The following is a 24,870-nucleotide window of genomic DNA, read 5'->3' as shown; positions in this document are numbered from 1 at the left end:
CAACCGTATATCCTGTGCCGTGCGTTGGCGCAGGCACTGCTGGTTTATAGTCCAGCGCATCCGGGGGGAGTGGGGAAAATGGATTCAAGACGTAATGGATTTACCATGGTGGAGCTGTTGGTGACCGTAGTGATACTGGCGATCATGGCCGCCATCGCCTTGCCTTCCTTCAGCAAGCTCATTGCCAATAACCGCACCGACTCCGAGACCGGCGACCTTTACCGCGCCCTCAACTACACCCGCCTTGAAGCCATCAACCGCGGCCTCAGCGTACGCATCGCCCCAGCCACCGCGGGTGGCGCCTGGACGGGCGCGCTGAACATCACCTTGAGCACCGCCGGCACTGTATTGCGGGTCATTCCCGCCATGTCCAGTACCTCGGCACTGGCTTTCAGCAGCACTTCTGCCTACATCGAGTTCAACAACCTGGGCGGCCTGACCTATCCCGCCGCCGCACTGACGCTCACCTACACCCAGGGCACCGTGAGCCGTAGCCTGGGTGTGTGCCTCAATGGCCGGATTGTCTTGAACGGTACCTGCACATGAGCCTGAAAAACGCCCATCGAGGGTTTTCGCTGATTGAAGTATTGGTAGCGCTGCTGATCATGTCGATCGGGTTGCTGGGGGCTGCGGCCATCCAGCTCAATGCCCTGAAATACACCGACAGCTCGTCCATGCGCACCCAGGCCAGCTTCATCGCCTATGACATGCTCGACCGTATTCGCGCCAACAGCTCGCTCAACTACAGCCTGTTGTCGGCGAAGGCGGCGGCCACCAGCACCGACTACAGCAACCCCCGCGCAGTGGACTGGTCGGACTTCAAGGCCAATATCGCGACGTTCAGTGGTGGCACCGGGGAGGGCGTGATCGCCATTGCCAGCAACGTAGTCACCATCACCATCACCTGGACGGATGCGCGTGCGGGGCAGGCAATCAATGCCATCAACGCCAACGCCGTAGCCAATGATACCTCGGCCCAGACCTTCACCCTGACCACGCGCGCATTCAACAACACGGTGACCCAATGAAGAAGCAGTCATCGGGCTTTGGCCTGATCGAGTTGATGGTCGCCCTGGCGCTGGGCCTGATCGTCCTGCTCGGCGTCACGCAGATTTTCATTTCGGCGAAGAACACCTACCTGGCCCAGAACGCTGCCGCCAGCATGCAGGAAGATGCCCGCTATGGTTTGAGCAAGATGCTCCAGGAGGTGCGCATGGTTGGCATGTTCGGCTGCCTGAACACCATTACCCCCGATGCCTCTGCCTTGCTCGCCGGCTGGGTAGACCCAAGCCTCAGCCCGGCCATCAGCTACAGCACCAGTACCACCGGTGGCGTCACTACGCAGGTGTTGACGATGGTCACGGGGGACGTGGGCGCGAACGGCGGTGTCCCCACATGGACCATCCTCACGGATTGCCTGACGCTGTCCACCGTCTACGGCGGCGCCAAGGCTGCGGCAGCCGGGCAGATAGCCGTGCCGATCCGCAAGGTGATCTACACCTACAACAGCAGCACCAAGCAGTTGACCACCACGCTCAACGGCACCGCCTACGTGCTGTTGAGCAACGTCAGCGGTTTTGCCGTCATGTTCGGGGTGACGTCCGGCACCACTGTCCCCAGCCCTGTCACGTCCTACAGCTTCGCACCTGGCACGCCTGCGCAGATTCGCAGTGTGCGCATCAGCCTTACCCTGACTGACCCCAATGGCCGCCTCGCGGACCGAACATTCACGGCCGCCGCGGCCATTCGCAACCGCTTGCCCTGAAGGAGGCGTCGATGAACAAACTCCGCCACATATCGTGCCCCCCCGGCCGCAGGGGGCAACAAGGCATGGTACTGCTGGTGGCACTGGTGATGCTGCTGCTCATTACCATGATCGGCGTGTCATCCATGCAGAACGCCACCCTGCAGGAGAAAATGGCGGGTAGCGTGCAAACGCGCAACACCACGTTCCAGAATGCCGAGGCCGCGCTGCGTGCAGGCGAAAATGCCGTCGCCGCCACGGGCTACACATTGGCCGTGTGCACCACCAATGCCACCTGTGCGCCGCCGCCGGCAGCCGATTACAACAACATCGCGGCGGCCGCCAGCAACTATGGCACTGCAGGTATCACCTGGGTTGCCGTCGGTACGACAGGTTTCTACGGCGTGCAGAACATCGGCACCACCAAGGATGCGATGAATAACAGCGGTAACAGCGTCACGCTTTACCGCATCACTGCCATCGGCTTCACGGCAGCGGCTATCAGCAACCCGCGCAGCGTGGTGGAGAGCATTTATGGCAGGTAACAAACGCTCGTTGCCGTATTGGTTGAACGTGCTGGTGGGATTGCTGCTCACGTTGTTCATCGGCACCCCCGCCGACGCTTTCGCCCCCGCGTCCTCGCCGCTGCTGAGTGCTGCGGCGGTGCCACCGAACCTGATGATGCTGGTGGATAACTCCGGCAGCATGGACAGCATCCTGATGGACTCGGGGTTCAACACAGCGACCGATTACCCCACCATCTATTCGGTCACGCGCTCGTGTTTCCTGTTCGCCTGCAGCGGGTATACGCCCGGTAACGCCATCAGTAACGGCAGCGCCGATTATGTCTTCGTGGGCAACCTCAGCACGTCCTATTGCAGCAACGGCCAGTATTCGTTCTACAAGAACTCCAGCACCGTACTGTGCCTGACCTTGCCCGACCCACGCGGCAGTGGCCTCACCCGTTACCCCATTGAATACCTGTCGTACCTGGTGCAGCAGGCCAACGCCGGCAATACCATCACCGTCACCAACAGCACGCGGATGCTCACTGCCATCAGCGTGGCGACGAGCCTGGTTACCAGCAACCGTGCCTTGCGCATCGGCCTGGCCACGTTCAACCCGCCGACCAACTCCGACCCAGGCCCCGGCGGCAGGATAGCCCAGGCGATCAGTGACCTTTCCCCCGTGACCGCCAGCGGCACCGTGTCGGCCGTGAGCCAGGCTACCGCCGACAAGAACTTTTCCAACCTGACCAACGCCATCGCTGGCCTGTCGGCCACCTCCAACACGCCGCTGGCCGAGACTTATTACGAGATTACCCGCTACATGCGGGGCCTGGCGCCGTACTACAACTCCACGCCTTCCACCTATACCAGCCCCATTCAATGGCGCTGCCAGAAAAACTTTGGCGTGGTAATCACCGATGGCCTGCCAACCTACGATCGTACGTTCCCCACCAACGACCCACTGGGCGGGAAAAACCTGCCGAACTGGGACGGCAATAGCCTCAACGATGGTGCCAACCTCAGTGGCGACAGCGAGGGCGATACGCTTTACCTCGATGACATTGCCAAGTTTGCCTATGACATCGACATGCGCACGGCGTCTGCCAACGGTACCGATGCGGCTGGCAAAAGCTGGGACGCCGATTTCCCCACGCAGAACATGTCCACTTACGCCATTGGCTTTACTGCCAGCAACCAGATGCTGCTGGACACAGCCAGTTACGGCCACGGTAAATATTACCTGGCCACCGACAGTTCCTCGCTGACCACCGCCCTGTCTTCGGCACTCAGCGATATCACCTCCAAGGCTGGTTCCGGGGGCGGGGGCGCGGCCAGTTCGTCAACGCTGACGTCAACCACCAAGTACTACCAGACTTCCTACGACCCGGTGGACTGGCGCGGCATCGTCAAGGCCTACGCCATCAGCTCAACCGGCGCCATCGCGACCACCGAAAGCTGGAGCACCAATACCACCATGGCCGTGGGCGCCACGGGCACGACCTTCGAGTCCTATAACACCAGTACAGCCCAGCCGATCACCATGGCCTACCTGAACTATTCCACGGCGCAGCGGGCGGTGCTCGACGCCAACCTGCCCACCAGCCCTTCCGGTATCAAGGGGCCGCAGCTGGTCAGCTGGAGCCAGGGCACCAACATCACCGGCCTCAAGACCCGCTCGGTGTTGCTGGGCGATGTGATCAACTCGTCGCTGACGCTGGCATCGCCCAGCGCCCAGACGGCCTCCGACCTGACCAACGACACCAGCTATACCGCCTACCTGGCCAAAAAGGCCGCCGGCATGACCGGCACCCTGGTGGTCAATGCCAACGATGGTTTTACCAACGTGATCAATGCGAGCACTGGGGCGCGTATCTACGCTTACATGCCATCGACGGCGCTGGCGGGGTTGTACAAGGTAGCCGACACGGCCTACATCAACGGCTCTTCGCATACGTTCCTCAACGATGGCCAGATTGGTGTTTATGACGCGCAAATAGGCGGTGTCTGGAAGACCTTGGCGTTGTCGGGCACGGCGGCAGGGGGCAAGGCCTATTCAGCCATTCAGTTGTACGACTCCAGCGCCGGTAACGTGGTCAAGGCGCTGTATGAGTGGCGCCCTGACACTGGCACCGCGTTCGCGAACCTGGGCTACGCCTACTCCAAACCGGAGGTGGCGCGCCTGCCTGACGGGACCTGGGCAGCCTTTATTGCCAACGGCTACGGCAGCACCAAGGGTGTCGCCTCGCTGTTGGTAGTCAGCCTGGAGACCGGGGCGGTGATCAAGGAAATCGTCGCCGAAAGCGCCAACGGCGCCAACGGGCTTTCCTCGGTGAAGCTCAAGGTCAACGCTTCCAATGTGGTGCAGGCTGCGTACGGTGGTGACCTGCTGGGGCATATGTGGAAGTTCGACCTGAGCAGCACCACGCCTTCCAGCTGGAGCGTTGCGTTCTCGGGCCTGCCGCTGTTCACCGCACCGGGCGGTGCCACCCAGCCCATCACGGCCCAGCCCACGCTGGTGACCAATAGCACCAGCGGCAAGATGGTGTATTTCGGCACGGGCAAACTCAACGAGACCACTGACAAGACCACTACCGATGCCCAGGGTTTCTACGCCATCTGGGACGCCGACGGTGGGGCAGGCAACTACACGACCGCGAACTTGCAGGCCCAGTCGATTGCCGGCTTCACTACAGTGGGCACTACGCAGTACATGACCACCTCCACGACCACCACCAACTACACCTCACTGAAGGGTTGGTATCTGCCGCTGGTGTCAGGCACCAAGCTGACCGGGCAGCGGGTCATCTATCCGGCTACCTATTCGTCGGGGAACATCCTGTTCACCACCGCTGGTGTAGATACCACCGATCCGTGTTCCAGCCAGGGCTCGGGCTACCTGGTGATTCTGGATGCGCTGAATGGCAGGATGCTCACCAGCCCAGCGATTGATACAACGGGGGACGGCCAGGTCACCAGCGCCGACCTTGTCATGAGCGGTATCTATATCTCGACGGGCATTCCCAACCTGACCGCTATTTTATCAATCACTACTGTGAGCACGGTTGGAAGCAGCACCATAAGCACGACTTCAACCGAGTACTTTGTCAGTACTACGGGGGGCGAGACCAAAGAGTACGACGCGGGTAGTTCAAGCACCACGCTCTCCAGCCCGGGAAGAATCATGTGGCGCCAAATTCAATGAAGGAGTCTGCATATGCATAAGGACGCACGAGGTTTCAGCCTGGTGGAGCTGGTTGTGGTAGTAGCCATCGTCGGTATTCTCGCGACGATCGCCTACCCTTCCTACACCAATTACGTGAAGCGCACGCACCGTGCGGAGATCGTCGAGTTGATGTCGGAAACGGCGCAGAACCTTGAGCGCTGGTACTCGAAGTACGGTACCTATGGCGACCCCAGCTCCACGGTCACATTCACGGCGCCCTCCAGCAACACCTGGTACACCGTGACCTTCCCGGCGCGCAGCGCTACCGGGTATACCCTGCAGGCCGCGCCGAATGCCGGTACGATGATGGCCGGCGACGTCTGCGGTACTTACACGCTGGACAACACCGGCGCCCGAAACAACGTCAACAACACGTCGACAATTGCCACTTGCTGGGGGCGTTGATTGTTCCCCTGACTCTGGAAACCCCATGCCCACACAACAAGAACTGATCATCGTCGGTGGCGGCGTCATCGGCCTGCTGACTGCCCTCAACCTGGCCCCGCACGTGGGCCGCATCACCTTGCTGGACCGCTCAGGTCTTGGCCAGGAGTCCTCATGGGCCGGTGGCGGCATCGTCTCGCCGCTGTACCCCTGGCGCTACAGCGCCGCAGTGACGGCGCTGGCGCATTGGTCCCAGGACTTCTACCCGCAATTGGGCGCGCGGCTGTTTGCTGACACCGGCATCGACCCCGAGGTGCACACCACCGGCCTGTACTGGCTGGACCTGCCTGATGAGGACGAGGCCCTGGCCTGGGCGGCGCGGTTGAACCGGCCGCTGAGCAAGGTGGATATTTCCGCAGCCTACGACGGCGTGCCAGTGCTGGGCGGTGGCTACCGCAGCGCGGTGTACATGGCCGATGTGGCCAATGTGCGCAACCCGCGGCTGGTGAAGTCGCTTGCCGCGGCGCTGCAGGCCTGCGCCAACGTCACCGTGCGTGAGCATTGCGAGGTGCGCGGCTTCCTGCGCGATGGCCAGGTGGTAGTCGGCGTGGACACCGCCGACGGCGAGTTGCGCGCCGACCAGGTGGTGTTGACGGCTGGCGCCTGGAGCGGCGACCTCCTGGAAAGCCTGGGCGTGCGTTTGCCGGTAGAGCCGGTGAAGGGCCAGATGATTCTGTTCAAGTGCGAAGCGGACTTCCTGCCGAGCATGGTCTTGGCCAAGGGGCGCTACGCGATCCCGCGGCGCGACGGGCATATCCTGGTGGGCAGCACGCTGGAGCATGAAGGCTACGACAAGACGCCTACCGTCAGTGCCCTGGAAAGCCTGAAGGCCTCGGCCATCGAGCTTTTGCCAGCGTTGGCGCAGGCGACGCCGGTGAAGCATTGGGCAGGCTTGCGGCCGGGCTCGCCGGAAGGTATTCCGTTCATTGGCCGGCTGGAAGGTTTCGAGGGCCTGTGGCTCAACTGCGGCCATTACCGCAACGGCCTGGTGCTGGCGCCGGCCTCATGCCAGCTGTTCGCCGACCTGATGCTGGGGCGCGACCCCATAATCGATCCGGCCCCCTACAACCCCGCCAGCCGCCTCGCCTAACCCGTAGCAGCAACTGTCTTGAAACCGCGTTGCCTGCATCGCGACTAAAGTCGGCTCCTACGCCGTCCGTGGTAGGAGCCGGCCTTGGCCGCGATGCAGACGACGCGATCGCCCCCGTAGCAGCGGCCGCACGGCCGCGTCCCGGAGCAACGCAGGGCCGCCGCCGGACGCAGCCTTCGGCAGCTGCTACGCGAATCCTGCGTACACCGCACCCGTAGCGGCCGCAGGCCGCGTTACTCCAGGCCCAGCTTTTTCAGGCGGTAGCGCATCGACCGGAACGACAGGCTCAGCCGCTGTGCCGCCGCCGTGCGGTTCCAGCGGGTTTCTTCCAGCGCCTGCAGGATCAGCTTGCGCTCGATGTTTTCCAGGAAGTCTTCCAGGTTGTCGACGTTGGTCAGGTCGGGCAGGCCGCCCTCGGTGGTCTGGGCCGATTCGCTCAGGCGCAGGTCGCTGGGCTCGATGCGCTCGTTCTCGCACAGGGTGTAGGCGCGTTCGAGCATGTTCTCCAGCTCCCGCACGTTGCCTGGGAAACGGTAGCCCTTCAGGGTTTCCAGCGCCGCAGGGCTCAGTTGCGCCGGGGGCAGGCCGCTGCCATGGGCCAGGCGCTTGAGCACGCGGGTCGCCAGCAGTGCGATGTCTTCGCGCCGTTCACGCAAGGAGGGCACGCGCAGCTCGATAACGTTGAGGCGGTAGTACAGGTCCTGGCGGAAGCGCCCGGCCGCCACTTCGGCATTCAAGTCCTTGTGGGTGGCGCAAAGAATGCGCACGTCCACCACCACTTCGCTCTGGCCGCCGATGCTGCGCACGGCCTTCTCCTGGATGGCACGCAGCAGTTTCACCTGCATGGCCAGCGGTAGGTCGGCCACCTCGTCGAGAAACAGCGTGCCGCCGTTGGAGGCCTGGAACAGCCCGGGCTTGTCTTCCACGGCGCCGGTGAAGCTGCCTTTGCGGTGGCCGAAGAATTCGCTTTCCATCAGCTCCGAGGGTATGGCACCACAGTTCACCGGCACGAACGGCAGCTCGGCCCGCGGGCCCTGCTCGTGAATCAGGCGTGCCACCAGCTCCTTGCCGCTGCCCGACTCACCGCTGATGTACACCGGTGCCTGGCTGCGCGCCAGCCGCAGGATCTGCTTGCGCATGGCCAGCATGGGCGGTGAGTCGCCCAGCAGCCGGTCGTCGATGCTCGGTTCGCTGCCCGCCGGCGCTTGCAGGCGCAGGGCGCTGCTCACCAGCTCGCGCAGGCGCGCCAGGTCCACGGGCTTGGTCAGGAAGTCGAAAGCACCCGCCTTCAGGGCGTTGATGGCGGTGTCCAGGCTGCCGTAGGCGGTAATCATCGCCACCGGCAGTTGGGGAAAGCGTTGCTGGATATGTTGCACCAGCTCAAGGCCGGTGCCGTCGGGCAGGCGCATGTCGGTCAGGCACAGGTCGAACGGCTCGCGGGCCAGCAGGTCGCGGGCCTCCTTGACGTTGCGCGCGCTGCGCGTGTCGAGCTTCATCCGGCCCAGGGTGATTTCCAGGAGTTCGCGGATATCCGGCTCATCGTCGACGATCAGGATCTTTTGCCGTTGGCTCATGTTCAACTCAGCTTCCGTGCATGGGCGAACGTGATACGCAGGCAACTGCCACCGCGTTCACGTGGTTTGTAGTCTAGGTGCGCCTGGTTGCTTTCGCATAACTCACGGGAAATGTAGAGGCCCAATCCTGTTCCTTTGGTCTCGGTGGTGAAGAAAGGTTCGAAGATGTGTTGCAGTTGATCGGCTGAAAAGCCGGGGCCATCATCCAGCACGTCAAGAATGGGCAGGCCGTTGGTCGGATCGACGAACAGGTTCAGCCACACCTGGGCCTGGCCATGGGCGTGGGCGCTATAGCGCAGGCCGTTTTCCACCAGGTTGCTGAGCACCTGGGTGAGGTGGTGGGGGTCCATGCGCGTCTCTATCGGCCCGTCGGTGACATACAGGTGCAACGCCTGCCGTGGCGTGGCGGTGGCGCGGAAATCGGCCAGGAACCCTTCGAGGAAGCCGCCCAGGTCCAGCGGCGCCGGCTCTGCCTGGCGGCGCCGGGACAGCTGCAGCACGTTCTCGATGATCAGGTTCATGCGCTTGGACTGATCCTTGATGATCTCGGTCAGGCGCAGGTCGGCAGCGTCGAGGTTTTCCGATTCCTGCAGCAGCTGGCCGGCATGGCTGATGGCGCCCAGGGGGTTGCGGATCTCGTGGGCAATACCGGCGGTCAGCCGCCCCAGGGCCGCCAGCTTGAGTTGCTGGGCCTGCTGGGCCACCTGCGACAGGTCTTCGAGGAATACCAGGGTCTGTTGTTGATCGCCACGGCGCAGCGAGATGAAGCTGGGTTGCACCGACGGGCCGGTGGGCGTGAATTTCAGGCTGCGCAGCCGCAGGGTAGGGTTGGTGCGCCATTGCAGCAGGCGCTCCACCAGTTCCGGCGAGTAGGCGGTGATCAACTGGCCGCCCAGGTTGTATTGGCCGATCAGCTTGAGCGCGCCTTCGTTGGCCAGTTGCACGCGGTTGACCGTGTCCAGCACCAGGATGCCGGTACGCATGCGCTGCAGGATCAGCGCGTTGAGCTCTTCCAGGTTGGTGACATCGGTAGCGCGTTGCTGGGCCAGGCTTTCGCTGACCCGCAGCAAGCGCGTCAGCGCCTGCACCATCAGGGCCACGGCGAAGCACAGCACCCCCAGCGTGCTGGCCTGCACGTAATTGGTGGCGCTGTTGGGGCGCAGGAAGTTCAGGTAGAAGGTCAGGTAGATGATGCCGATGCTGCCCAGCGCGGCAATCAACAGGCCGTTGCGCCCGCGCAGCAGCAGGTTGCTCATGGCCACCGAGGCGATCATCAGGTTGCCGATGCCGCTGGCGGTGCCGCCGCCGGCGTAGAACAGCCCGGACAACATCAGGATGTCGAGCAGCGCCAGGGCGAACACGTGCCCGGGCGGGCGCAGTTTCTCCAGCAGGATGACTGCGGCAATGTTGAACAGCAGGTAGGCCCAGCTGCCGGTGCGGAACCAGGTGCCATTGGCCAGTTGCAGCAGCTTGTCGTCCATGTCGCTGGAGATCAGCAAAATCAGGGTAATGCCGATGCTCAGGCGGTACAGGTGGTACAGCCGCAGCATGCGCCGCGCCTGGGGGCCGCCGGGCAGGAAGGTCTCAGCGCTCACGTGGCGCCGGGCCCTGGTCCAGGTGTGCCTGGCTGCAGTACCACTGGTGGCCGCTGCCCAGCGCGCGGTTCTGCGGCAGGTGCACGCCACACTGGGCGCAGCGCACCATCGGCAGTGGCTGGTCATTGCCCGGGCGTGCCGAGGTCTGGGGCCTTGGCTTGACCTTGCGCCATAGCCATACGATGGCAAAGACAATGGCGATCCAGAAAATCAGGCGAATCATGGTCTACGGCTCGAACTTAAGGAGATGCGGCAGTGTAGGAGCGGGCCGGGCGGGGGACAAGCGGTGCCGGGTTGGGGGGTTGATATTTTTTGGTGGGCGTTGGGTTGCGGGCTTGCCAGCGAGCTTTTGATACCGCCTGAAAAGCTCGCTGGCAAGCCAGCTCCCACAAGTATTTATATTTCTGCGGATACAAAAAAAGAGGCCCGAGGGCCTCTTTTTTACTGCGGTGCTGCTCAGTCGAACAGGCCGAAGGTCAGGTAGCTGAAGAAGCCACGCTTCTTCTTCGGTGCGTCGTCTACCGGTTTGGCCGGCTCGTCGGCGGTACCGCCCTGGTCTTTTGGCAGCAGTTCGTGCGGGATGGCGTCCTTGTCATCCTGGAACTGTTTGGTCAGTTCCTGGTTGGCGCGGGTTTCACCCGGTGGCAGTGGCGCGCTGGTGCCCACCAGGCCCAGGGTGGCCTTGGTCAGCCAGGAGCGGTTGTCCGCTTCCTTCTGCTGCGGCACGAACTTGCCGTCCACCAGTTGCGGGTGGTCCGGGTAGTTCAGCTTCAGGGTTTCCAGGCTGGTGGCAGCCAGGTCGTCCAGGCCCATGCGCTGGTAGGCTTCCACCATCACGGCCAGGCCGTCACCCACGGACGGGGTTTCCTGGAAGTTTTCCACCACGTAGCGGCCACGGTTGGCGGCGGCGACGTAGGCCTGACGGGTCAGGTAGTAGTCAGCCACGTGGATCTCGTAGGCCGCCAGCAGGTTGCGCAGGTAGATCATGCGCTGCTTGGCGTCGGGGGCGTAGCGGCTGTTGGGGTAGCGGCTGGTCAGCTGGGCGAACTCGTTGTAGGAGTCGCGGGCAGCGCCCGGGTCACGCTTGGTCATGTCCAGCGGCAGGAAGCGCGCCAGCAGGCCGCGGTCCTGGTCGAACGAGGTCAGGCCCTTGAGGTAGTAGGCGTAGTCGACGTTCGGGTGCTGGGGGTGCAGGCGAATGAAACGCTCGGCAGCCGACTTGGCCGCTTCAGGCTCGGAGTTCTTGTAGTTGGCGTAGATCAGCTCGAGCTGCGCCTGGTCGGCGTAGCGCCCGAACGGATAGCGGGAGTCCAGCGCCTTCAGTTTGGCGGTGGCGCTGGTGAAGCTGTGGTTGTCCAGGTCGGCCTGCGCCTGCTGGTACAGCTCGGTTTCGCTCAGGTTTTCGTCGACCACTTCCTTCTTCGACGAACAGGCGGCCGTGAGTCCGAGGATGGCGATCAGCAGCAGGTGTTTCACTTGCATGGCGGCTTGCGTCCCTATGACGGCCGCTGTCTTGGGCGTGACCGTCCTGTTATGATGAGCGCCCCGTGGAAGCCTCGGGGCAAAAGACGCCGTATTTAACCACAAGCGTGCAGCCGAAACCAAAGGCTGTGCCGCCGCACAGTCCGAGCATGTCCGAGATCATACAACTTAGCGCAGAGGTGCCGTCCGAATTGGGCGGCCAACGCCTCGATCAAGTCGCCGCACAATTGTTCGCCGAGCACTCGCGCTCGCGCCTATCCGCCTGGATCAAAGAAGGCCGCCTGACCGTGGACGGTGGCGTGCTGCGCCCGCGTGACATCGTTCACGGTGGCGCCATCCTGGCCCTTAATGCCGAACAGGAAGCCCAGGGCGAGTGGATCGCCCAGGACATCGAGTTGGACATCGTCTATGAAGACGACGACATCCTGGTCATCAACAAGCCTGCGGGCCTGGTGGTGCACCCGGCTGCCGGCCACGCCGACGGCACCTTGCTCAACGCCTTGCTGCACCACGTGCCGGACATCATCAATGTCCCGCGCGCCGGTATCGTGCACCGCCTGGACAAGGACACCACTGGCCTGATGGTGGTCGCCAAGACCATCCAGGCGCAGACAAAACTGGTTGCCCAGCTGCAAAGCCGTACCGTCAGTCGGATTTATGAGTGCATCGTCATTGGTGTGGTCACCGCCGGGGGCAAGATCAACGCCCCCATCGGTCGCCACGGCCAGCAGCGCCAGCGCATGGCGGTGATGGAAGGCGGCAAGCCTGCCGTCAGCCACTACCGCGTGCTGGAGCGTTTCCGTTCGCACACCCACGTGCGGGTCAAACTGGAAACCGGCCGTACCCACCAGATTCGCGTGCACATGTCGCACATCAACTTCCCGTTGGTGGGTGACCAGGCCTACGGTGGTCGCTTCCGCATTCCGCCGGCCGCCAGCGCGACCATGGTCGATGCCTTGAAGACCTTCCCGCGCCAGGCGCTGCACGCGCGCTTCCTGGAGCTGGAGCACCCCACCACCGGCCAACGCATGAGCTGGGAATCGCCACTGCCGGACGATTTCGTCTGGCTGCTATCGCTGCTCAAGCAGGACCGCGAGGCGTTCGTCGGGTGAGTGACTTGGCGCAGGACCTGATTTTTCCCGACTGGCCGGCACCGGCCAACGTGAAGGCCTGCGTCACCACGCGAGAGGGCGGCGTCAGCGCCGCGCCTTTCGAGTATTTGAACCTCGGTGACCATGTGGGCGACGCGCCCGCGGCGGTGGCCGAGAACCGCCTGCGCCTGACGCGCACGTTCGGCATCCAGCCGGCGTGGCTCAAGCAGGTGCACGGCATCCATGTGGCTCACGCCAACCCGGCCATCATCGCCGAGGCGGATGCCAGCTGGACCGCCACCCCCGGCATCGCCTGCACGGTGATGACCGCCGACTGCCTGCCCGCGTTGTTCTGCGACCGCGCCGGCACCTGCGTGGGTGCTGCCCATGCCGGCTGGCGCGGGCTGGCCGCCGGTGTGCTGGAAGCCACGGCGGAAAGCCTGGCGGTACCGGCCAGCGAGATAATGGTGTGGCTGGGCCCCGCCATCGGCCCGCGCAACTTCGAGGTGGGCGCCGAGGTGCGCGACATCTTCATGGCCAGCCACCCGCAAGCTGCCGCAGCCTTCGTGCCGGGCGCCGCGCCGGGCAAGTTCCTGGCCGATATCTACGCGCTGGCGCGCCTGCGCCTGGCAGCGATGGGCATTACCGCCGTGTACGGCGGTGGTGAATGCACCATCGAGGATCTACGCTTCTTCTCTTATCGGCGTGCGCCGCAGACAGGCCGCTTCGCGTCGCTGATCTGGCTGGAATAGTGTGGGAGTGGGCTCTGCCCGCGAACGCAACACCGCGCATTTACAGAACGATGCGGCGTTCTTTTCGCGGGCAGAGCCCGCTCCCACGTCGGTGCCTTATTGATGTGGGTCAAGCCCCTGCCGCTTGAATATTGAACAATCCCCCCCATCTACTTCGGTATCTCAGGCAGGTTTTTCTTCATCAGGTGTGTCCATCGCTCCGGCCTGCCCCTATAGGAAGGTGACATATGCGTATTGACCGTTTAACCAGCAAATTGCAGTTGGCGCTGTCCGATGCCCAATCCCTGGCGGTGGGCATGGACCATCCAGCCATCGAGCCTGCGCATTTGATGCAGGCATTGCTTGACCAACAAGGTGGTTCCATCAAGCCACTGCTGATGCAGGTAGGCTTCGACGTGAACAGCCTGCGCAAGGAATTGAGCAAAGAGCTCGACCGCCTGCCGAAAATCCAGAACCCTACCGGCGACGTCAACATGTCCCAGGACCTGGCGCGCCTACTCAACCAGGCCGACCGCCTGGCGCAGCAGAAGGGCGACCAGTTCATCTCCAGCGAGCTGGTGCTGCTGGCGGCCATGGACGAGAACAGCAAGCTGGGCAAGTTGCTGCTCGGCCAGGGCGTGAGCAAGAAAGCCCTGGAAAACGCCATTACCAACCTGCGCGGCGGCGAGGCGGTGAATGACGCCAACGCCGAAGACTCGCGCAAGTCCCTGGAAAAATTCACCGTCGACCTGACCAAGCGCGCCGAAGAGGGCAAGCTGGACCCGGTGATCGGCCGTGACGACGAGATCCGTCGCACTATCCAGGTGCTGCAGCGCCGCACCAAGAACAACCCCGTGCTGATCGGTGAGCCTGGCGTGGGCAAGACCGCCATCGTCGAGGGCCTGGCCCAACGCATCATCAATGGCGAAGTGCCAGACGGCCTGCGCGGCAAGCGCCTGCTGTCGCTGGACATGGGTGCGCTGATCGCCGGTGCCAAGTTCCGCGGTGAGTTCGAAGAGCGCCTTAAAGGTGTGCTCAACGACCTGTCCAAGCAGGAAGGGCAGATCATTCTGTTCATCGACGAGCTGCACACCATGGTCGGTGCGGGCAAGGGCGAGGGCTCCATGGACGCCGGCAACATGCTCAAGCCGGCCCTGGCCCGTGGCGAACTGCACTGCGTGGGCGCCACCACGCTCAACGAGTACCGCCAATATATAGAGAAGGACGCAGCCCTTGAGCGGCGTTTCCAGAAAGTGCTGGTGGATGAGCCGAGCGAGGAAGACACCATCGCCATCCTGCGTGGCCTGAAAGAGCGCTACGAGGTGCACCACAAGGTGGCGATCACCGACGGCGCGATCATTGCCGCGGCCAAGCTCAGCCATCGCTACATCACCGACCGCCAGCTGCCGGACAAGGCCATCGACCTGATCGACGAGGCTGCCAGCCGCATCCGCATGGAGATCGACTCCAAGCCTGAAGTGCTGGACCGCCTGGAACGCCGCCTGATTCAACTCAAGGTCGAATCCCAGGCCCTGAAGAAAGAGGACGACGAGGCTGCGATCAAGCGCCTGGAGAAGCTGACCGAGGAAATTGCCCGCGTCGAGCGTGAGTACGCGGACCTGGAAGAGATCTGGACCTCGGAAAAAGCCGAAGTGCAGGGCTCGGCGCAGATCCAGCAGAAAATCGAACAGTCGCGCCAGGAACTGGAAGCCGCCCGCCGGCGTGGCGACCTCAGCCGCATGGCCGAGCTGCAGTACGGGGTTATCCCGGACCTGGAGCGCAGCCTGCAGATGGTCGACCAGCACGGCAAGAGCGATAACCAGCTGTTGCGCAGCAAGGTCACCGAGGAAGAGATTGCCGAGGTAGTGTCGAAGTGGACCGGCATTCCGGTGGCGAAGATGCTCGAAGGCGAGCGCGAGAAGCTGCTGAAGATGGAAAGCCTGCTGCACAAGCGCGTGATCGGCCAGAACGAAGCCGTGGAAGCGGTTTCCAGTGCCGTGCGCCGTTCCCGTGCCGGGCTGGCGGACCCGGATCGCCCCAGCGGCTCGTTCATGTTCCTGGGCCCTACCGGCGTGGGCAAGACCGAGCTGTGCAAGGCGCTGGCCGAATTCCTGTTCGACACCGAGGAGGCCATGGTGCGTATCGACATGTCCGAGTTCATGGAGAAACATTCCGTGGCTCGTCTGATTGGTGCGCCACCGGGCTACGTCGGTTATGAAGAAGGTGGCTACCTGACCGAGGCCGTTCGTCGCCGGCCGTATTCGGTGGTACTGCTGGACGAGGTGGAGAAAGCGCACCCGGACGTGTTCAACGTGCTGCTGCAAGTGCTGGACGACGGCCGCCTGACCGACAACCAGGGCCGTACCGTGGACTTCCGCAACACGGTGATCGTGATGACTTCCAACCTGGGGTCGGCGCAGATCCAGGAATTGGTGGGTGACCGTGAAGCTCAACGCGCGGCAGTGATGGACGCGGTGAGCTCGCACTTCCGGCCGGAGTTCATCAACCGTATCGACGAAGTGGTGGTGTTCGAGCCGTTGGCGCGCGACCAGATCGCCGGCATCACGCAAATCCAGCTCGGCCGTTTGCGCCGCCGCCTGGCCGAGCGTGAGTTGAGCCTGGAGCTGAGCGACGAGGCGTTGGACAAGCTGATAGCCGTGGGTTACGACCCGGTGTATGGCGCAAGGCCGCTGAAACGGGCTATCCAGCGCTGGATCGAGAACCCGCTTGCGCAGTTGATCCTGTCGGGGCAGTTCCTGCCAGGCAGCACGGTGACCGCTACCGTGGCCGACGACGAGATTGTCTTCGCCTGACCGGTGTGTGGGAGCTGGCTTGCCGGCGAGCCCTTTAAAGGGCTAAAAGCTCGCTGGCAAGCCAGCTCCCACAGGCTTTGAAAAAAATTGCAGCTAAATGCATGTTTCTATTTGCATTTCTCAAAAAGGTTGAGTAAAGTTCGCCTCGCTGTAACGGCAACCCACAGATCACCACGCTTCACCGGGATCTGAAAATAGTTTGAAATTCAGTAAGTTGAATGAAAATTAGGGGTTGACAAGGGTTTTGAAGCTTGTAGAATAGCGCGCCTCAGAGGCACTAACGTAGCGATACGGGAAAGCCGAAGAGTTCGAAGCGGTAGGAATACAGATTCGAAATTTGCAGCAACTGAAATTGATAGTTCCGTGATAGCTCAGTCGGTAGAGCAAATGACTGTTAATCATTGGGTCCCAGGTTCGAGTCCTGGTCACGGAGCCAAATTTCATATCGGGGTATAGCGCAGTCCGGTAGCGCGCCTGCTTTGGGAGCAGGATGTCAGGAGTTCGAATCCCCTTACCCCGACCATTTTTGGGTCGTTAGCTCAGTTGGTAGAGCAGTTGGCTTTTAACCAATTGGTCGTAGGTTCGAGTCCCACACGACCCACCATTTTTGATTCCAGTTCGCTGGGTCAGATCTTAAAAAGTCCTTCCGAGTAACGTCGGAAGGCATCAAAAAAGGCGCCTTCTGGGTGCCTTTTTTGTACCGGGGTATAGCGCAGTCCGGTAGCGCGCCTGCTTTGGGAGCAGGATGTCAGGAGTTCGAATCCCCTTACCCCGACCATCTTCAGAAAAAAGGCGTCCCTTGTGGACGCCTTTTTTATGCCTGAAATGTGGGCCTGTCGCTTTCCGACCTACACCTTCACGCGGCTTCCCAGCCGGTACCGCGACGACGGGTGCACCAGCCGCACATACGTCACCGCCCGCTCTGCATTCCACGTGCGCCGCAGCAGCACCAGGCAGGCCTCATCCGTCTCCATCTGCAGCAGCCTGGCTTCCTCGTCGCTGGGGTGCCCGGCTTCGACGATGTGTTCCATTTCATCCGGCCTGATCACCTGCAGCAAATAGCTGGCGGGCTGCAGCTGCGCGCCAAACGCCTGCGCCAGCAACTGCGGAACCAGGTCGGGGTTCACATAGCGGTCTTCCAACTGCACCGGCACTCCTTCTTCAAGGTGCACGCACAACAAGTGAAATACCGATGCCCCGGTGGCCAGGCCCATGGCCGCCGCTACTGGCAGCGACGCCGCTTCGCGCCCCATGTGCAGCATGCGGCATTCATAGCGGTGGCCACGGGCGATGATCTCGTCGCCGATGTTGCTGATGCGCATCAGGTTGGACTGCGGCTTGGGCTCGGCCACGAACGTGCCCACGCCGTTGACCCGCACCAGCCGGCCTTCCTCGGCCAGCTCGCGCAGGGCGCGGTTTACCGTCATGCGCGACATGCCAAGGGCCTGCACCAGCTGGTTTTCCGAGGCAATCAGGTCGCCGGGCTTCCAATGCCCGGCGTGAACCTTGTCCAGCACGAAGTCCTTGGCGCGTTGGTACAGCGCCTGGGCGGGGCGGGTGCTCATCCCTGGTACAGCTCGGCGAATGCCAGCCAGCGGCTGAACACGCCGTCTTCCACCCAGCTGCGGGCAGCGGCGATGTCCGGGGCGAAATAGCGGTCCTCGTCGTAGTGGGCCACGCCTTCGCGAATGAAGCGCATCACTTCGGTCAGCTTCGGCGAGGTCTGCAGCGGCGCCAGCAGGTCAATGCCCTGTGCGGCGCCCAGCAGTTCAATGGCGACCACGGCGCTGCTGTTGCCGGCCATGTCCAGCAGGCGGCGGGCGGCGAAGGTGGCCATGGACACGTGGTCTTCCTGGTTGGCGGATGTGGGCAGGCTGTCGATGGAGGCGGGGTGGGCCAGGGTCTTGTTTTCCGAGGCCAGGGCGGCGGCGGTGACCTGGGCGATCATGAAGCCGGAGTTCAGGCCGCCTTCGCGCACCAGGAAGGCGGGCAGGCCGGACAGCGCCGGGTCCACCAGCTGCGCGGTGCGGCGTTCGGACAGCGCGCCGATTTCCGAGATGGCCAGGGCCAGCACGTCGGCGGCCATGGCCACCGGTTCTGCGTGGAAGTTGCCGCCCGACAGCACGTCACCGTCGGCGCTGAACACCAGCGGGTTGTCGGACACGGCGTTGGCCTCGCGCAGGAACACCCCGGCGGCGAAACGCATGTGGTCAAGGCAGGCGCCCATTACCTGTGGCTGGCAGCGCAGGGAGTAGGGGTCTTGTACGCGCTTGCAGTCGGCGTGGGACTGGCGAATCTCGCTGGTGGCGCCCAGCAGGTCGCGATAATAGGCCGCGGCGGCGATTTGCCCAGGCTGGCCACGCACTGCCTGGATGCGCGGGTCAAACGGCACGGCCGAGCCCTTCAGGGCTTCCACGGTCAGGCTGCCGGCGACCACGGCGGCGCTGAACAGTTTTTCTGCGGCGAACAGCCCGCGCAGCGCCAATGCGGTGGATACCTGCGTGCCGTTGATCAGCGCCAGGCCTTCTTTCGGGCCCAGCTCCAGCGGCGTCATGCCAGCGATGGCCAGGCCCTCTACCGCGTCCATCTCACGGCCTTCATGGCGTACGCGACCGACGCCGATCAGCACCGCCGACATATGCGCCAGCGGCGCCAGGTCGCCACTGGCGCCCACCGAACCCTGGGACGGAATGCACGGGAAGACCTTGGCCGTGTACAGCTTGCGCAACGCCTCGATCAGCTCCCAGCGCACGCCGGAAAAGCCGCGGGCCAGGGAGGCCACCTTGAGCGCCATGATCAGGCCCACGCTGGCGTCATCCAGTAGCGGGCCGGTGCCGGTGCAGTGCGACAGCAGCAGGTTGCGCTGCAGCTTGGCCAGCTTGTCGGTGGCGATGGACGTGCGTGCCAGCAGGCCGAAACCGGTGTTGATACCGTACACGGTGCGTTCGTTGGCGATGATCTGGCTGACGGTGCTGGCGCTGGCCGCCACTGCATCCCGGGCCGAGGCGTCGAGCTCGAAGGGAGCCTGGTGCTGATAGATGGCGCGCAGTTGGTCGAGGTCGAAATGGCCGGGCAGGATGTGCAGGGTGGCGGGCATGGCGAGGTCCTGATGTCAGGTTGAGAGGGTAGCTATATAAGCCTGTATATACAGGTATAGCAAGAGCTCTGTCGGCGGTAAAGCGCACCTTGTCGCAAATCGATAACCCCAGGCACCCACGTAGCAGCTGCCGCAGGCTGCGTCCAGGACCGCCACGGTGTGCCAGGTGAATCGGAGGGGGGATGACGCGGCCTGGCGGCCGCTGCTACGGGCCGCCAGGTGGGGAGGGGTTAGTGCAGTTTCAGGCGCGGCTCGGTGCCGCGGCCGATGCGGCTGCCCAGCATCAGCATCATGGTCTTGAAGGTGCCGTACAACGCCATCTGGTGCATGCGGTACAGCGACACGTAGAACATGCGCGCCAGCCAGCCTTCGAGCATCACGCTGCCAGTCAGGTTACCCATCAGGTTGCCCACGGCAGAGAACTTCGACAGCGAGATCAGCGAGCCGTAGTCCTTGTAGGTGTATTCGGGTAGCTCCTTGCCCTCGATGCGCAGCTTCAGCGACTTGGCCAGCAGGGATGCCTGCTGGTGGGCGGCCTGGGCGCGCGGTGGCACGTTGCGGTCGGTGCCTTTCTGCGGGCAGGCCGCGCAGTCACCGAAGGCGAAGATGTTCTCGTCGCGGGTGGTCTGCAGGGTGGGCAGCACTTGCAGCTGGTTGATGCGGTTGGTTTCCAGGCCGTCGATGTCCTTGAGGAACGCCGGCGCACGGATGCCTGCGGCCCACACTTTGAGGCTGGCCGGGATGACCTTGCCGTCGGCGGTCTTCAGGCTGTCGGGGCCCACTTCGCTCACCGAAGCATTGGTCAGCACGGTGACGCCGAGCTTTTCCAGGGTCTTGTGCACCGGCCCGCCGATACGCTCCGGCAGCGCGGGCAGTACCCGTGGGCCGGCTTCGATCAAGGTGATGCGCATGTTTTCCGGCTTGATCTTGTCCAGGCCGTAGGCAGCCAGTTCGTGCGCGGCGTGGTGCAGCTCGGCGGCCAGCTCCACGCCGGTGGCGCCGGCGCCGACGATGGCGACGCTGATCTGGCTATCCAGATCGCTGTGGGCGTGGGCGCGCAGGTAGTGGTTGAGCAACTGCTGGTGGAAGCGCTCGGCCTGCTTGCGGGTGTCCAGGAACAGGCAGTTCTGCGCCGCGCCCAGGGTGCCGAAGTCGTTGGTGGTGCTACCCACCGAAATCACCAGGCTGTCGTAGCCCAGGGTGCGCGCAGGCAGCAGCTCCAGGCCATTCTCGTCGATGGTTGCTGCCAGCTGGATCTGCTTGGCGGCACGGTCCAGGCCGCTCATGCGCCCCAGTTGGAACTCGAAGTGGTTCCACTTGGCCTGGGCCACGTAGTTCAGCTCGTCTTCCGAGGAGTTCAAGGAGCCGGCGGCCACTTCGTGCAGCAGCGGTTTCCAGATGTGCGTCAGGTTGGCGTCGACCAGGGTCACGCTGGCGGTGCCACGCTTGCCTAGGGTTTTACCCAGGCGGGTCGCCAGCTCCAGGCCGCCGGCGCCACCGCCGACAATCACGATACGATGTGTCATTCAAAGTACTCATAAGGTTTACGGAATTCTGTGGGTCAGTGGGAAGGGCGAGCGCAAGGCAGCTCATAGCACCAGGTAACTGATCAGGCGGCTCAACAAGCCAAGGCCGATGGTGATGGCTACCGTCAGCACCAGGAGCATCCACGGCCGAAAAGGCCGGCGCTCGACTTTGTGCTGGGGCAGCTGCAGGTATTGATCCACGCGTTGCTGATCTTCGGGATTCAGACGGCTGCTCATCATGGCCTCGTAAGGTAGACGCTTCTGACTGTAGGAAAAGTACAGTGTTCCCCACGCAAATCATACAGCCATTCCACCCCCGTAGCAGCTGCCGAAGGCTGCGTCCGGCCCCCGCGCCTTCTAGAGGCTTATCCCCACATCAAACACAATGCTGCGCCCCAGGTTGCTGCGCAGAAAGTCCGGCGCATCCGGGTGGGCGAACAGCACCCGGGCGAAGGTCGGGCCTACCAGCGACAGTGAACGCCAACCCTGGCGCAGGTACTCCGTAGGCGGCGGGAAATGGCTATTGAGGTCCAGCACCTCGCGTTTCAGGCTGGCGAACGCAATGATGTCCAGCTCGCCCAGGTCCAGGCCGCGCTCCTTGTAGTTGTGCGACTTCTTGCGCAGGGTGGGGGCCAGGCGCTGCAGCAGTTCCGGTGCGCCGATGCGCTTGGGCCGGGCCTCGCGGCGCACCAACTGGGCCAGGGAAAAGGCGCTGCGGCGCCGTTGCAGCTCCTCGCGCCACTCGTCGTTCAGGCGCCGGCCTTCGTCCAGCACGAAAAACACCTCGAAACTGGCGTCGCGAAACAGCACGTCGGGCGGCTCCTGGCCGGCCGGGTTGAATTCCTCGGCGCGGTACGGAATGTTCAGGCCTTGCAGCAGGCGCTGGCATACCCAACGCTCGCGCTCCCATTTGCGGGCATTGGACAGGAACGCATTGGCTTGTTCGGCCTGGTTGGTGAGCAGGCGCAGGTAATCTGAGTCATCCATGTTCACAAGCTTAGCGGTTCAAATGCGCTTTGCCGTGAATGACTTGCACACGCTGTGTCACGGTGCGGGGTGTAAACTGCCAACAAGCACATTCGCCAGAGGAACCTGTACATGAAGTTCTGGACCCTGTTGCTGCTCAGCCTGCTGCCTTGCTGGGCCATGGCCCTGGAAGTGGGCGAGCGGCTACCGCCGTGGACGTTGCTGGACCAGTTCGATGCGCCCTACAGCCTCAACGAAGACGCGCGCATTCTGCTGGTGGCCCGCGACATGGGCGGGGCCAAATTGGTCAACGCCGCGCTGCAAGGCCAGCCCAAGGGCTACCTGGAAGGGCGCAAGGCGGTTTTCCTCGCCGACATTCAGCGCATGCCGGCATTGATTGCGAAAATGTTCGCACTGCCGTCCATGCGCTCCTACGACTACCGCGTGGTGCTCGACCGCGAGGGCCGCATTGCGCCCAACTATGGGGTGGCCGATGATTCGGTACTGTGGCTGGAACTGGACCACCAGCGGGTCGTGGCCCAGCACGAGTTCACCGACGCCGCCGCGTTGAAGACGGCGTTGGAACAGGCGCAAAAATGATCAGCGCGCAGGTGCTGTCCGGCGTGACGCTAGGCGTCGGCTGGTGCCTGTATATACCGCTGCTTGGCTGGGCCGCCTGGCGCGCGCCGTGGGTGGAATTGTTCAGTGACAGCCGCCGTCAGCACCTGCTGTTCGGCACGGTGCTGGCGTTGTTCCTGCTGTGGCTAGTGCGGCGCGATTTCGATACCGGCGTGTCCTACCACTTCATCGGCATGACCGCCGTGACCCTGCTGCTGGACTGGCCGCTGGCGCTGCTGGGCGGCTTGGCGGCGCAAATGGGCCTGGTGCTGCTGGGCCGCCAGGACCTGCTGGCGGCCGGCATCAATGGCCTGCTGTTGATCGGCCTGCCGGTGCTGGTCACCGAAGTCTGTGCGGTGCTGGTGGAGCGCGCGCAGCCCAGGAATCCCTTTGTTTACATTTTTTGCTCGGGTTTCTTTCCTGCTGCGCTGGCAGCGTTGTTGTGCGTGTTCGCCGGGTTGGGATTGTTGTGGCTGGACGGGCGCTTTGCCCTGCCGGAGTGGATCTGGGACTTCGTCGGCTACCTGTGGCTGGTGATCTTCCCCGAAGCGTTCATCAACGGGGTGATCGTCACGGCGCTGGTGGTGTTCTGCCCTGAATGGCTTGAAACCTTTAACCGCACGCGGTACCTGGCAGCGCCGTGGAAGGATGAGTAAGCGTGATGCCTCGGGATGTCAGTGCTCGCTATACGGCAGATCACCCGAGAACAATTCATCCTCGGCGTCCGGCGCCACCGGAATCTTGTGCTCTTCGGCGGCCCAGGCGCCCAGGTCGATCAGCTTGCAGCGGTCGGAGCAGAACGGCCGGGTCGGCGTGGCCGCGGTCCATTCCACCGGCGCCCCGCAAGTGGGGCATTGTACGGTCAGGGGTTGGCTCATGATTGGCCTCCAGTCAGCGTCAGGTAAAAATCATGCAGCCGCTCGACTTCGGCGCGCAAGGCGCCCAGGTCACGGTCGTTGACCAGCACATCATCGGCATGGCGCAGGCGTTCCTCGCGGGTGGCCTGGGCCTTGAGAATCGCCTGCACCTGCTCAAGGCTGGTGTTGTCGCGGCGCAGGGTGCGCTCGATCTGCAACGCCTGCGGCACATCGATCACCAGCAGGCGCTGGGCGAGCCGATATTGCCCCGACTCCACCATCAACGGCGAGACGAACACGGCGTAGGGCGAAGTGCCCTTGGCCAGCGCCTCGGCAATTTCGGTGGCAATCAGCGGGTGCAGCAGGCCTTCCAGCCAGCGCCGCTGCTCGGCGTCCTCGAAAATCAGCCGGCGCAGCGCCGCCCGGTCCAGCGTGCCATCAGCCTGCAACACCCCAGGCCCGAAGTGCCGGGCGATTTCGGCGAGGGCAGGGCGCCCCGGTTCAACCACCCAGCGCGCAGCCTGGTCAGCGTCCACCACGTGCACGCCCAGCTCGGCGAAGCGTTCGGCGGCGGCACTCTTGCCGCTGCCAATACCGCCGGTCAGGCCCAGGATCCAGGGCGTCGAAGAAGCTGTAGTCATCAGAAACCAGCAAACTGCATGTAGGAAGCGGTTATTTGACCACCCCACAGCAATGCGATCCAGCCCGCAATGGCAAGATACGGCCCGAAAGGGATAGGCGTGCTATGCGCGGCGTTGCGCAGGCGCAGCATGATCACCCCCAGAATGGCGCCCACCAGCGACGACAGCAGGATAGTCAGCGGCAACACCTGCCAGCCGCCCCAGGCGCCCAGCATCGCCAGCAGCTTGAAGTCACCATGGCCCATGCCTTCCTTGCCAGTCACCAGCTTGAACAGCCAGAACACCAGCCACAGCGCCAGGTAACCGGCCACCGCGCCCCACAGTGCGTCGGGTAGCGTGGCGAACAGGCCAAACACGTTGACGATCAGCCCCAGCCATAGCAACGGCAGCACCAGCGTATCCGGCAGCAACTGATGGTCCGCATCGATCATGCTCATGGCCAGCAGGCCCCAGGTCAGCAACATCATCGCGCCCGCCGCCCAGCCAAAGCCGAAATGCCAGGCAACGAACGCGCTCAACAAGCCGCTGGCCAGTTCCACCAGCGGGTAGCGCTTGCTGATGGGCGCCTTGCACTGGCTGCATTGGCCCTTCAGCGCCAGCCAGCTGGCCACGGGAATATTTTCCCAGGCGCGGATCTTGTGCTGGCAATGCGGGCAGGCTGAGGCGGGCAGCATCAGGTTGTAGCGCGCGCCCTCGGGTTCGGCCGGCAAGCCGAGGATGTCACGGGCCTGGGCTTTCCAGTCGCGCTCCATCATTTTCGGCAGGCGGTGGATGACGACGTTGAGGAAGCTGCCCACTACGAGGCCCAGGATAAGCGCGCAGAGGGTGAAGGCCACGGGGGTGGTGGCCAGGTATTCGGATAAGGGCAT

The 24,870-nt window shown here is 63.4% G+C and carries 24 protein-coding genes and 4 tRNA genes; 16 read left to right on the top strand and 12 right to left on the bottom strand.

The genetic code is table 11. The annotated features are described in order from the left end of the window. The first annotated feature begins 78 nt into the window (after window positions 1–78). From AC0SZ7_RS14210 to thiO, 7 genes are read left to right on the top strand one after another with little or no spacing between them, the layout of a single operon-like run. Window positions 79–546 carry a GspH/FimT family pseudopilin gene (locus tag AC0SZ7_RS14210; protein WP_475504990.1) on the top strand — a complete coding sequence of 156 codons (468 nt, stop codon included), beginning with the start codon at window positions 79–81 and terminating at the stop codon, window positions 544–546. After that, the gene (pilV, locus tag AC0SZ7_RS14205) at window positions 543–1,028 is read left to right on the top strand and encodes a type IV pilus modification protein PilV (RefSeq protein WP_475504989.1); all 486 of its coding nucleotides are present in this window, start codon (window positions 543–545) and stop codon (window positions 1,026–1,028) included. Before AC0SZ7_RS14210 ends, pilV begins: the two co-directional genes overlap by 4 nt. After that, window positions 1,025–1,765, top strand: a complete 741-nt coding sequence (locus tag AC0SZ7_RS14200; protein WP_475504988.1) for a PilW family protein — start codon at window positions 1,025–1,027, stop codon at window positions 1,763–1,765. The genes pilV and AC0SZ7_RS14200 overlap by 4 nt, the downstream gene beginning before the upstream one ends. Before the next feature lie 11 nt (window positions 1,766–1,776). Then, window positions 1,777–2,289 carry a pilus assembly PilX family protein gene (locus AC0SZ7_RS14195; protein WP_475504987.1) on the top strand — a complete coding sequence of 171 codons (513 nt, stop codon included), beginning with the start codon at window positions 1,777–1,779 and terminating at the stop codon, window positions 2,287–2,289. Then, window positions 2,279–5,455 (top strand): pilus assembly protein, encoded by a 3,177-nt coding sequence (locus AC0SZ7_RS14190; RefSeq protein ID WP_475504986.1) that lies wholly within the window; start codon window positions 2,279–2,281, stop codon window positions 5,453–5,455. The genes AC0SZ7_RS14195 and AC0SZ7_RS14190 overlap by 11 nt, the downstream gene beginning before the upstream one ends. A gap of 12 nt (window positions 5,456–5,467) precedes the next feature. Further along, a complete protein-coding gene (locus AC0SZ7_RS14185) occupies window positions 5,468–5,881 on the top strand; it encodes a type IV pilin protein (protein WP_475504985.1) in 414 nt (137 codons plus the stop codon). 25 nt (window positions 5,882–5,906) lie between these two features. Then, window positions 5,907–7,010, top strand: a complete 1,104-nt coding sequence (thiO, locus tag AC0SZ7_RS14180; protein WP_475504984.1) for a glycine oxidase ThiO — start codon at window positions 5,907–5,909, stop codon at window positions 7,008–7,010. 233 nt (window positions 7,011–7,243) lie between these two features. On the opposite strand, the gene AC0SZ7_RS14175 is transcribed toward thiO, so the two are convergent. From AC0SZ7_RS14175 to AC0SZ7_RS14160, 4 genes are all read right to left on the bottom strand, one after another. After that, on the bottom strand, window positions 7,244–8,584 hold the full coding sequence (locus AC0SZ7_RS14175) for a sigma-54-dependent transcriptional regulator (RefSeq protein ID WP_475504983.1): 1,341 nt from the start codon (window positions 8,582–8,584) through the stop codon (window positions 7,244–7,246). Between the two features lie 2 nt (window positions 8,585–8,586). Beyond that, window positions 8,587–10,179, bottom strand: coding sequence for a sensor histidine kinase (locus AC0SZ7_RS14170; protein WP_475504982.1), 1,593 nt, complete (start codon window positions 10,177–10,179; stop codon window positions 8,587–8,589). Continuing rightward, window positions 10,169–10,402 (bottom strand): PP0621 family protein, encoded by a 234-nt coding sequence (locus AC0SZ7_RS14165; RefSeq protein WP_475504981.1) that lies wholly within the window; start codon window positions 10,400–10,402, stop codon window positions 10,169–10,171. The genes AC0SZ7_RS14170 and AC0SZ7_RS14165 overlap by 11 nt, the downstream gene beginning before the upstream one ends. Before the next feature lie 233 nt (window positions 10,403–10,635). Further along, window positions 10,636–11,661, bottom strand: coding sequence for an outer membrane protein assembly factor BamD (locus tag AC0SZ7_RS14160; RefSeq protein WP_475504980.1), 1,026 nt, complete (start codon window positions 11,659–11,661; stop codon window positions 10,636–10,638). 149 nt (window positions 11,662–11,810) lie between these two features. Between AC0SZ7_RS14160 and rluD the strand changes: the two genes are divergently transcribed. From rluD to AC0SZ7_RS14125, 7 genes are all read left to right on the top strand, one after another. Beyond that, window positions 11,811–12,773 (top strand): 23S rRNA pseudouridine(1911/1915/1917) synthase RluD, encoded by a 963-nt coding sequence (gene rluD / locus AC0SZ7_RS14155; protein ID WP_475504979.1) that lies wholly within the window; start codon window positions 11,811–11,813, stop codon window positions 12,771–12,773. Beyond that, window positions 12,770–13,504, top strand: a complete 735-nt coding sequence (pgeF, locus tag AC0SZ7_RS14150; RefSeq protein ID WP_475504978.1) for a peptidoglycan editing factor PgeF — start codon at window positions 12,770–12,772, stop codon at window positions 13,502–13,504. Before rluD ends, pgeF begins: the two co-directional genes overlap by 4 nt. Window positions 13,505–13,731: 227 nt before the next feature. Next, a complete protein-coding gene (gene clpB / locus AC0SZ7_RS14145; protein ID WP_475504977.1) occupies window positions 13,732–16,296 on the top strand; it encodes an ATP-dependent chaperone ClpB in 2,565 nt (854 codons plus the stop codon). A gap of 360 nt (window positions 16,297–16,656) precedes the next feature. Next, window positions 16,657–16,732 (top strand) — tRNA-Asn (locus AC0SZ7_RS14140). 10 nt (window positions 16,733–16,742) lie between these two features. Beyond that, window positions 16,743–16,819 (top strand) — tRNA-Pro (locus AC0SZ7_RS14135). A 5-nt stretch (window positions 16,820–16,824) separates the two neighbouring features. Beyond that, window positions 16,825–16,900 (top strand) — tRNA-Lys (locus AC0SZ7_RS14130). A 97-nt stretch (window positions 16,901–16,997) separates the two neighbouring features. Next, window positions 16,998–17,074: transfer RNA gene (locus tag AC0SZ7_RS14125), tRNA-Pro, on the top strand. A gap of 70 nt (window positions 17,075–17,144) precedes the next feature. On the opposite strand, the gene hutC is transcribed toward AC0SZ7_RS14125, so the two are convergent. From hutC to AC0SZ7_RS14100, 5 genes are all read right to left on the bottom strand, one after another. Further along, entirely contained in the window at window positions 17,145–17,861 is a 717-nt protein-coding gene (gene hutC / locus AC0SZ7_RS14120; RefSeq protein ID WP_475504976.1) for a histidine utilization repressor, read from the bottom strand. Further along, window positions 17,858–19,393, bottom strand: coding sequence for a histidine ammonia-lyase (gene hutH, locus AC0SZ7_RS14115; protein ID WP_475504975.1), 1,536 nt, complete (start codon window positions 19,391–19,393; stop codon window positions 17,858–17,860). The genes hutC and hutH overlap by 4 nt, the downstream gene beginning before the upstream one ends. Before the next feature lie 230 nt (window positions 19,394–19,623). Next, the gene (locus tag AC0SZ7_RS14110; RefSeq protein ID WP_416426938.1) at window positions 19,624–20,919 is read right to left on the bottom strand and encodes an NAD(P)/FAD-dependent oxidoreductase; all 1,296 of its coding nucleotides are present in this window, start codon (window positions 20,917–20,919) and stop codon (window positions 19,624–19,626) included. Window positions 20,920–20,982: 63 nt separating this feature from the next. Next, window positions 20,983–21,156, bottom strand: a complete 174-nt coding sequence (locus tag AC0SZ7_RS14105) for a DUF3094 domain-containing protein (RefSeq protein WP_475504974.1) — start codon at window positions 21,154–21,156, stop codon at window positions 20,983–20,985. Between the two features lie 120 nt (window positions 21,157–21,276). Further along, window positions 21,277–21,906: a DUF1780 domain-containing protein gene (locus AC0SZ7_RS14100; protein WP_475504973.1), complete on the bottom strand. Its 630-nt coding sequence runs from the start codon at window positions 21,904–21,906 to the stop codon at window positions 21,277–21,279. A gap of 111 nt (window positions 21,907–22,017) precedes the next feature. Here AC0SZ7_RS14100 and AC0SZ7_RS14095 point away from each other — a divergent pair, with 111 nt between their 5' ends. Together AC0SZ7_RS14095 and AC0SZ7_RS14090 are read left to right on the top strand one after the other, a co-directional pair. Then, the gene (locus AC0SZ7_RS14095; RefSeq protein ID WP_475504972.1) at window positions 22,018–22,485 is read left to right on the top strand and encodes an FAD/FMN-containing dehydrogenase; all 468 of its coding nucleotides are present in this window, start codon (window positions 22,018–22,020) and stop codon (window positions 22,483–22,485) included. Further along, on the top strand, window positions 22,482–23,159 hold the full coding sequence (locus tag AC0SZ7_RS14090; RefSeq protein WP_475504971.1) for an energy-coupling factor ABC transporter permease: 678 nt from the start codon (window positions 22,482–22,484) through the stop codon (window positions 23,157–23,159). The genes AC0SZ7_RS14095 and AC0SZ7_RS14090 overlap by 4 nt, the downstream gene beginning before the upstream one ends. 18 nt (window positions 23,160–23,177) lie before the next feature. Here the strand turns inward: AC0SZ7_RS14090 and yacG are convergent, their stop codons facing one another. From yacG to AC0SZ7_RS14075, 3 genes are read right to left on the bottom strand one after another with little or no spacing between them, the layout of a single operon-like run. Then, window positions 23,178–23,381 carry a DNA gyrase inhibitor YacG gene (gene yacG, locus AC0SZ7_RS14085; RefSeq protein WP_008371540.1) on the bottom strand — a complete coding sequence of 68 codons (204 nt, stop codon included), beginning with the start codon at window positions 23,379–23,381 and terminating at the stop codon, window positions 23,178–23,180. Beyond that, window positions 23,378–24,001 carry a dephospho-CoA kinase gene (coaE, locus tag AC0SZ7_RS14080; RefSeq protein WP_475504970.1) on the bottom strand — a complete coding sequence of 208 codons (624 nt, stop codon included), beginning with the start codon at window positions 23,999–24,001 and terminating at the stop codon, window positions 23,378–23,380. The genes yacG and coaE overlap by 4 nt, the downstream gene beginning before the upstream one ends. Beyond that, window positions 24,001–24,870 carry a prepilin peptidase gene (locus AC0SZ7_RS14075; RefSeq protein WP_475504969.1) on the bottom strand — a complete coding sequence of 290 codons (870 nt, stop codon included), beginning with the start codon at window positions 24,868–24,870 and terminating at the stop codon, window positions 24,001–24,003. The genes coaE and AC0SZ7_RS14075 overlap by 1 nt, the downstream gene beginning before the upstream one ends.

This window comes from Pseudomonas sp. JC1203 (assembly GCF_056175065.1).
This window is presented reverse-complemented; position numbering and strand designations above follow the sequence as displayed.

Coding starts and splice junctions, on each gene's coding strand:
- AC0SZ7_RS14090 (WP_475504971.1), top strand. CDS start 22,482: ATGATCAGCGCGCAGGTGCTGTCCGGCGTGACGCTAGGCGTCGGCTGG.
- AC0SZ7_RS14105 (WP_475504974.1), bottom strand. CDS start 21,156: ATGAGCAGCCGTCTGAATCCCGAAGATCAGCAACGCGTGGATCAATAC.
- AC0SZ7_RS14210 (WP_475504990.1), top strand. CDS start 79: ATGGATTCAAGACGTAATGGATTTACCATGGTGGAGCTGTTGGTGACC.
- AC0SZ7_RS14095 (WP_475504972.1), top strand. CDS start 22,018: ATGAAGTTCTGGACCCTGTTGCTGCTCAGCCTGCTGCCTTGCTGGGCC.
- AC0SZ7_RS14100 (WP_475504973.1), bottom strand. CDS start 21,906: ATGGATGACTCAGATTACCTGCGCCTGCTCACCAACCAGGCCGAACAA.
- coaE (WP_475504970.1), bottom strand. CDS start 24,001: ATGACTACAGCTTCTTCGACGCCCTGGATCCTGGGCCTGACCGGCGGT.
- AC0SZ7_RS14200 (WP_475504988.1), top strand. CDS start 1,025: ATGAAGAAGCAGTCATCGGGCTTTGGCCTGATCGAGTTGATGGTCGCC.
- AC0SZ7_RS14185 (WP_475504985.1), top strand. CDS start 5,468: ATGCATAAGGACGCACGAGGTTTCAGCCTGGTGGAGCTGGTTGTGGTA.
- AC0SZ7_RS14190 (WP_475504986.1), top strand. CDS start 2,279: ATGGCAGGTAACAAACGCTCGTTGCCGTATTGGTTGAACGTGCTGGTG.
- AC0SZ7_RS14075 (WP_475504969.1), bottom strand. CDS start 24,870: ATGCCCTTATCCGAATACCTGGCCACCACCCCCGTGGCCTTCACCCTC.
- thiO (WP_475504984.1), top strand. CDS start 5,907: ATGCCCACACAACAAGAACTGATCATCGTCGGTGGCGGCGTCATCGGC.
- AC0SZ7_RS14160 (WP_475504980.1), bottom strand. CDS start 11,661: ATGCAAGTGAAACACCTGCTGCTGATCGCCATCCTCGGACTCACGGCC.
- hutH (WP_475504975.1), bottom strand. CDS start 19,393: ATGCCCGCCACCCTGCACATCCTGCCCGGCCATTTCGACCTCGACCAA.
- rluD (WP_475504979.1), top strand. CDS start 11,811: ATGTCCGAGATCATACAACTTAGCGCAGAGGTGCCGTCCGAATTGGGC.
- AC0SZ7_RS14110 (WP_416426938.1), bottom strand. CDS start 20,919: ATGACACATCGTATCGTGATTGTCGGCGGTGGCGCCGGCGGCCTGGAG.
- yacG (WP_008371540.1), bottom strand. CDS start 23,381: ATGAGCCAACCCCTGACCGTACAATGCCCCACTTGCGGGGCGCCGGTG.
- AC0SZ7_RS14195 (WP_475504987.1), top strand. CDS start 1,777: ATGAACAAACTCCGCCACATATCGTGCCCCCCCGGCCGCAGGGGGCAA.
- hutC (WP_475504976.1), bottom strand. CDS start 17,861: ATGAGCACCCGCCCCGCCCAGGCGCTGTACCAACGCGCCAAGGACTTC.
- clpB (WP_475504977.1), top strand. CDS start 13,732: ATGCGTATTGACCGTTTAACCAGCAAATTGCAGTTGGCGCTGTCCGAT.
- AC0SZ7_RS14165 (WP_475504981.1), bottom strand. CDS start 10,402: ATGATTCGCCTGATTTTCTGGATCGCCATTGTCTTTGCCATCGTATGG.
- pilV (WP_475504989.1), top strand. CDS start 543: ATGAGCCTGAAAAACGCCCATCGAGGGTTTTCGCTGATTGAAGTATTG.
- AC0SZ7_RS14175 (WP_475504983.1), bottom strand. CDS start 8,584: ATGAGCCAACGGCAAAAGATCCTGATCGTCGACGATGAGCCGGATATC.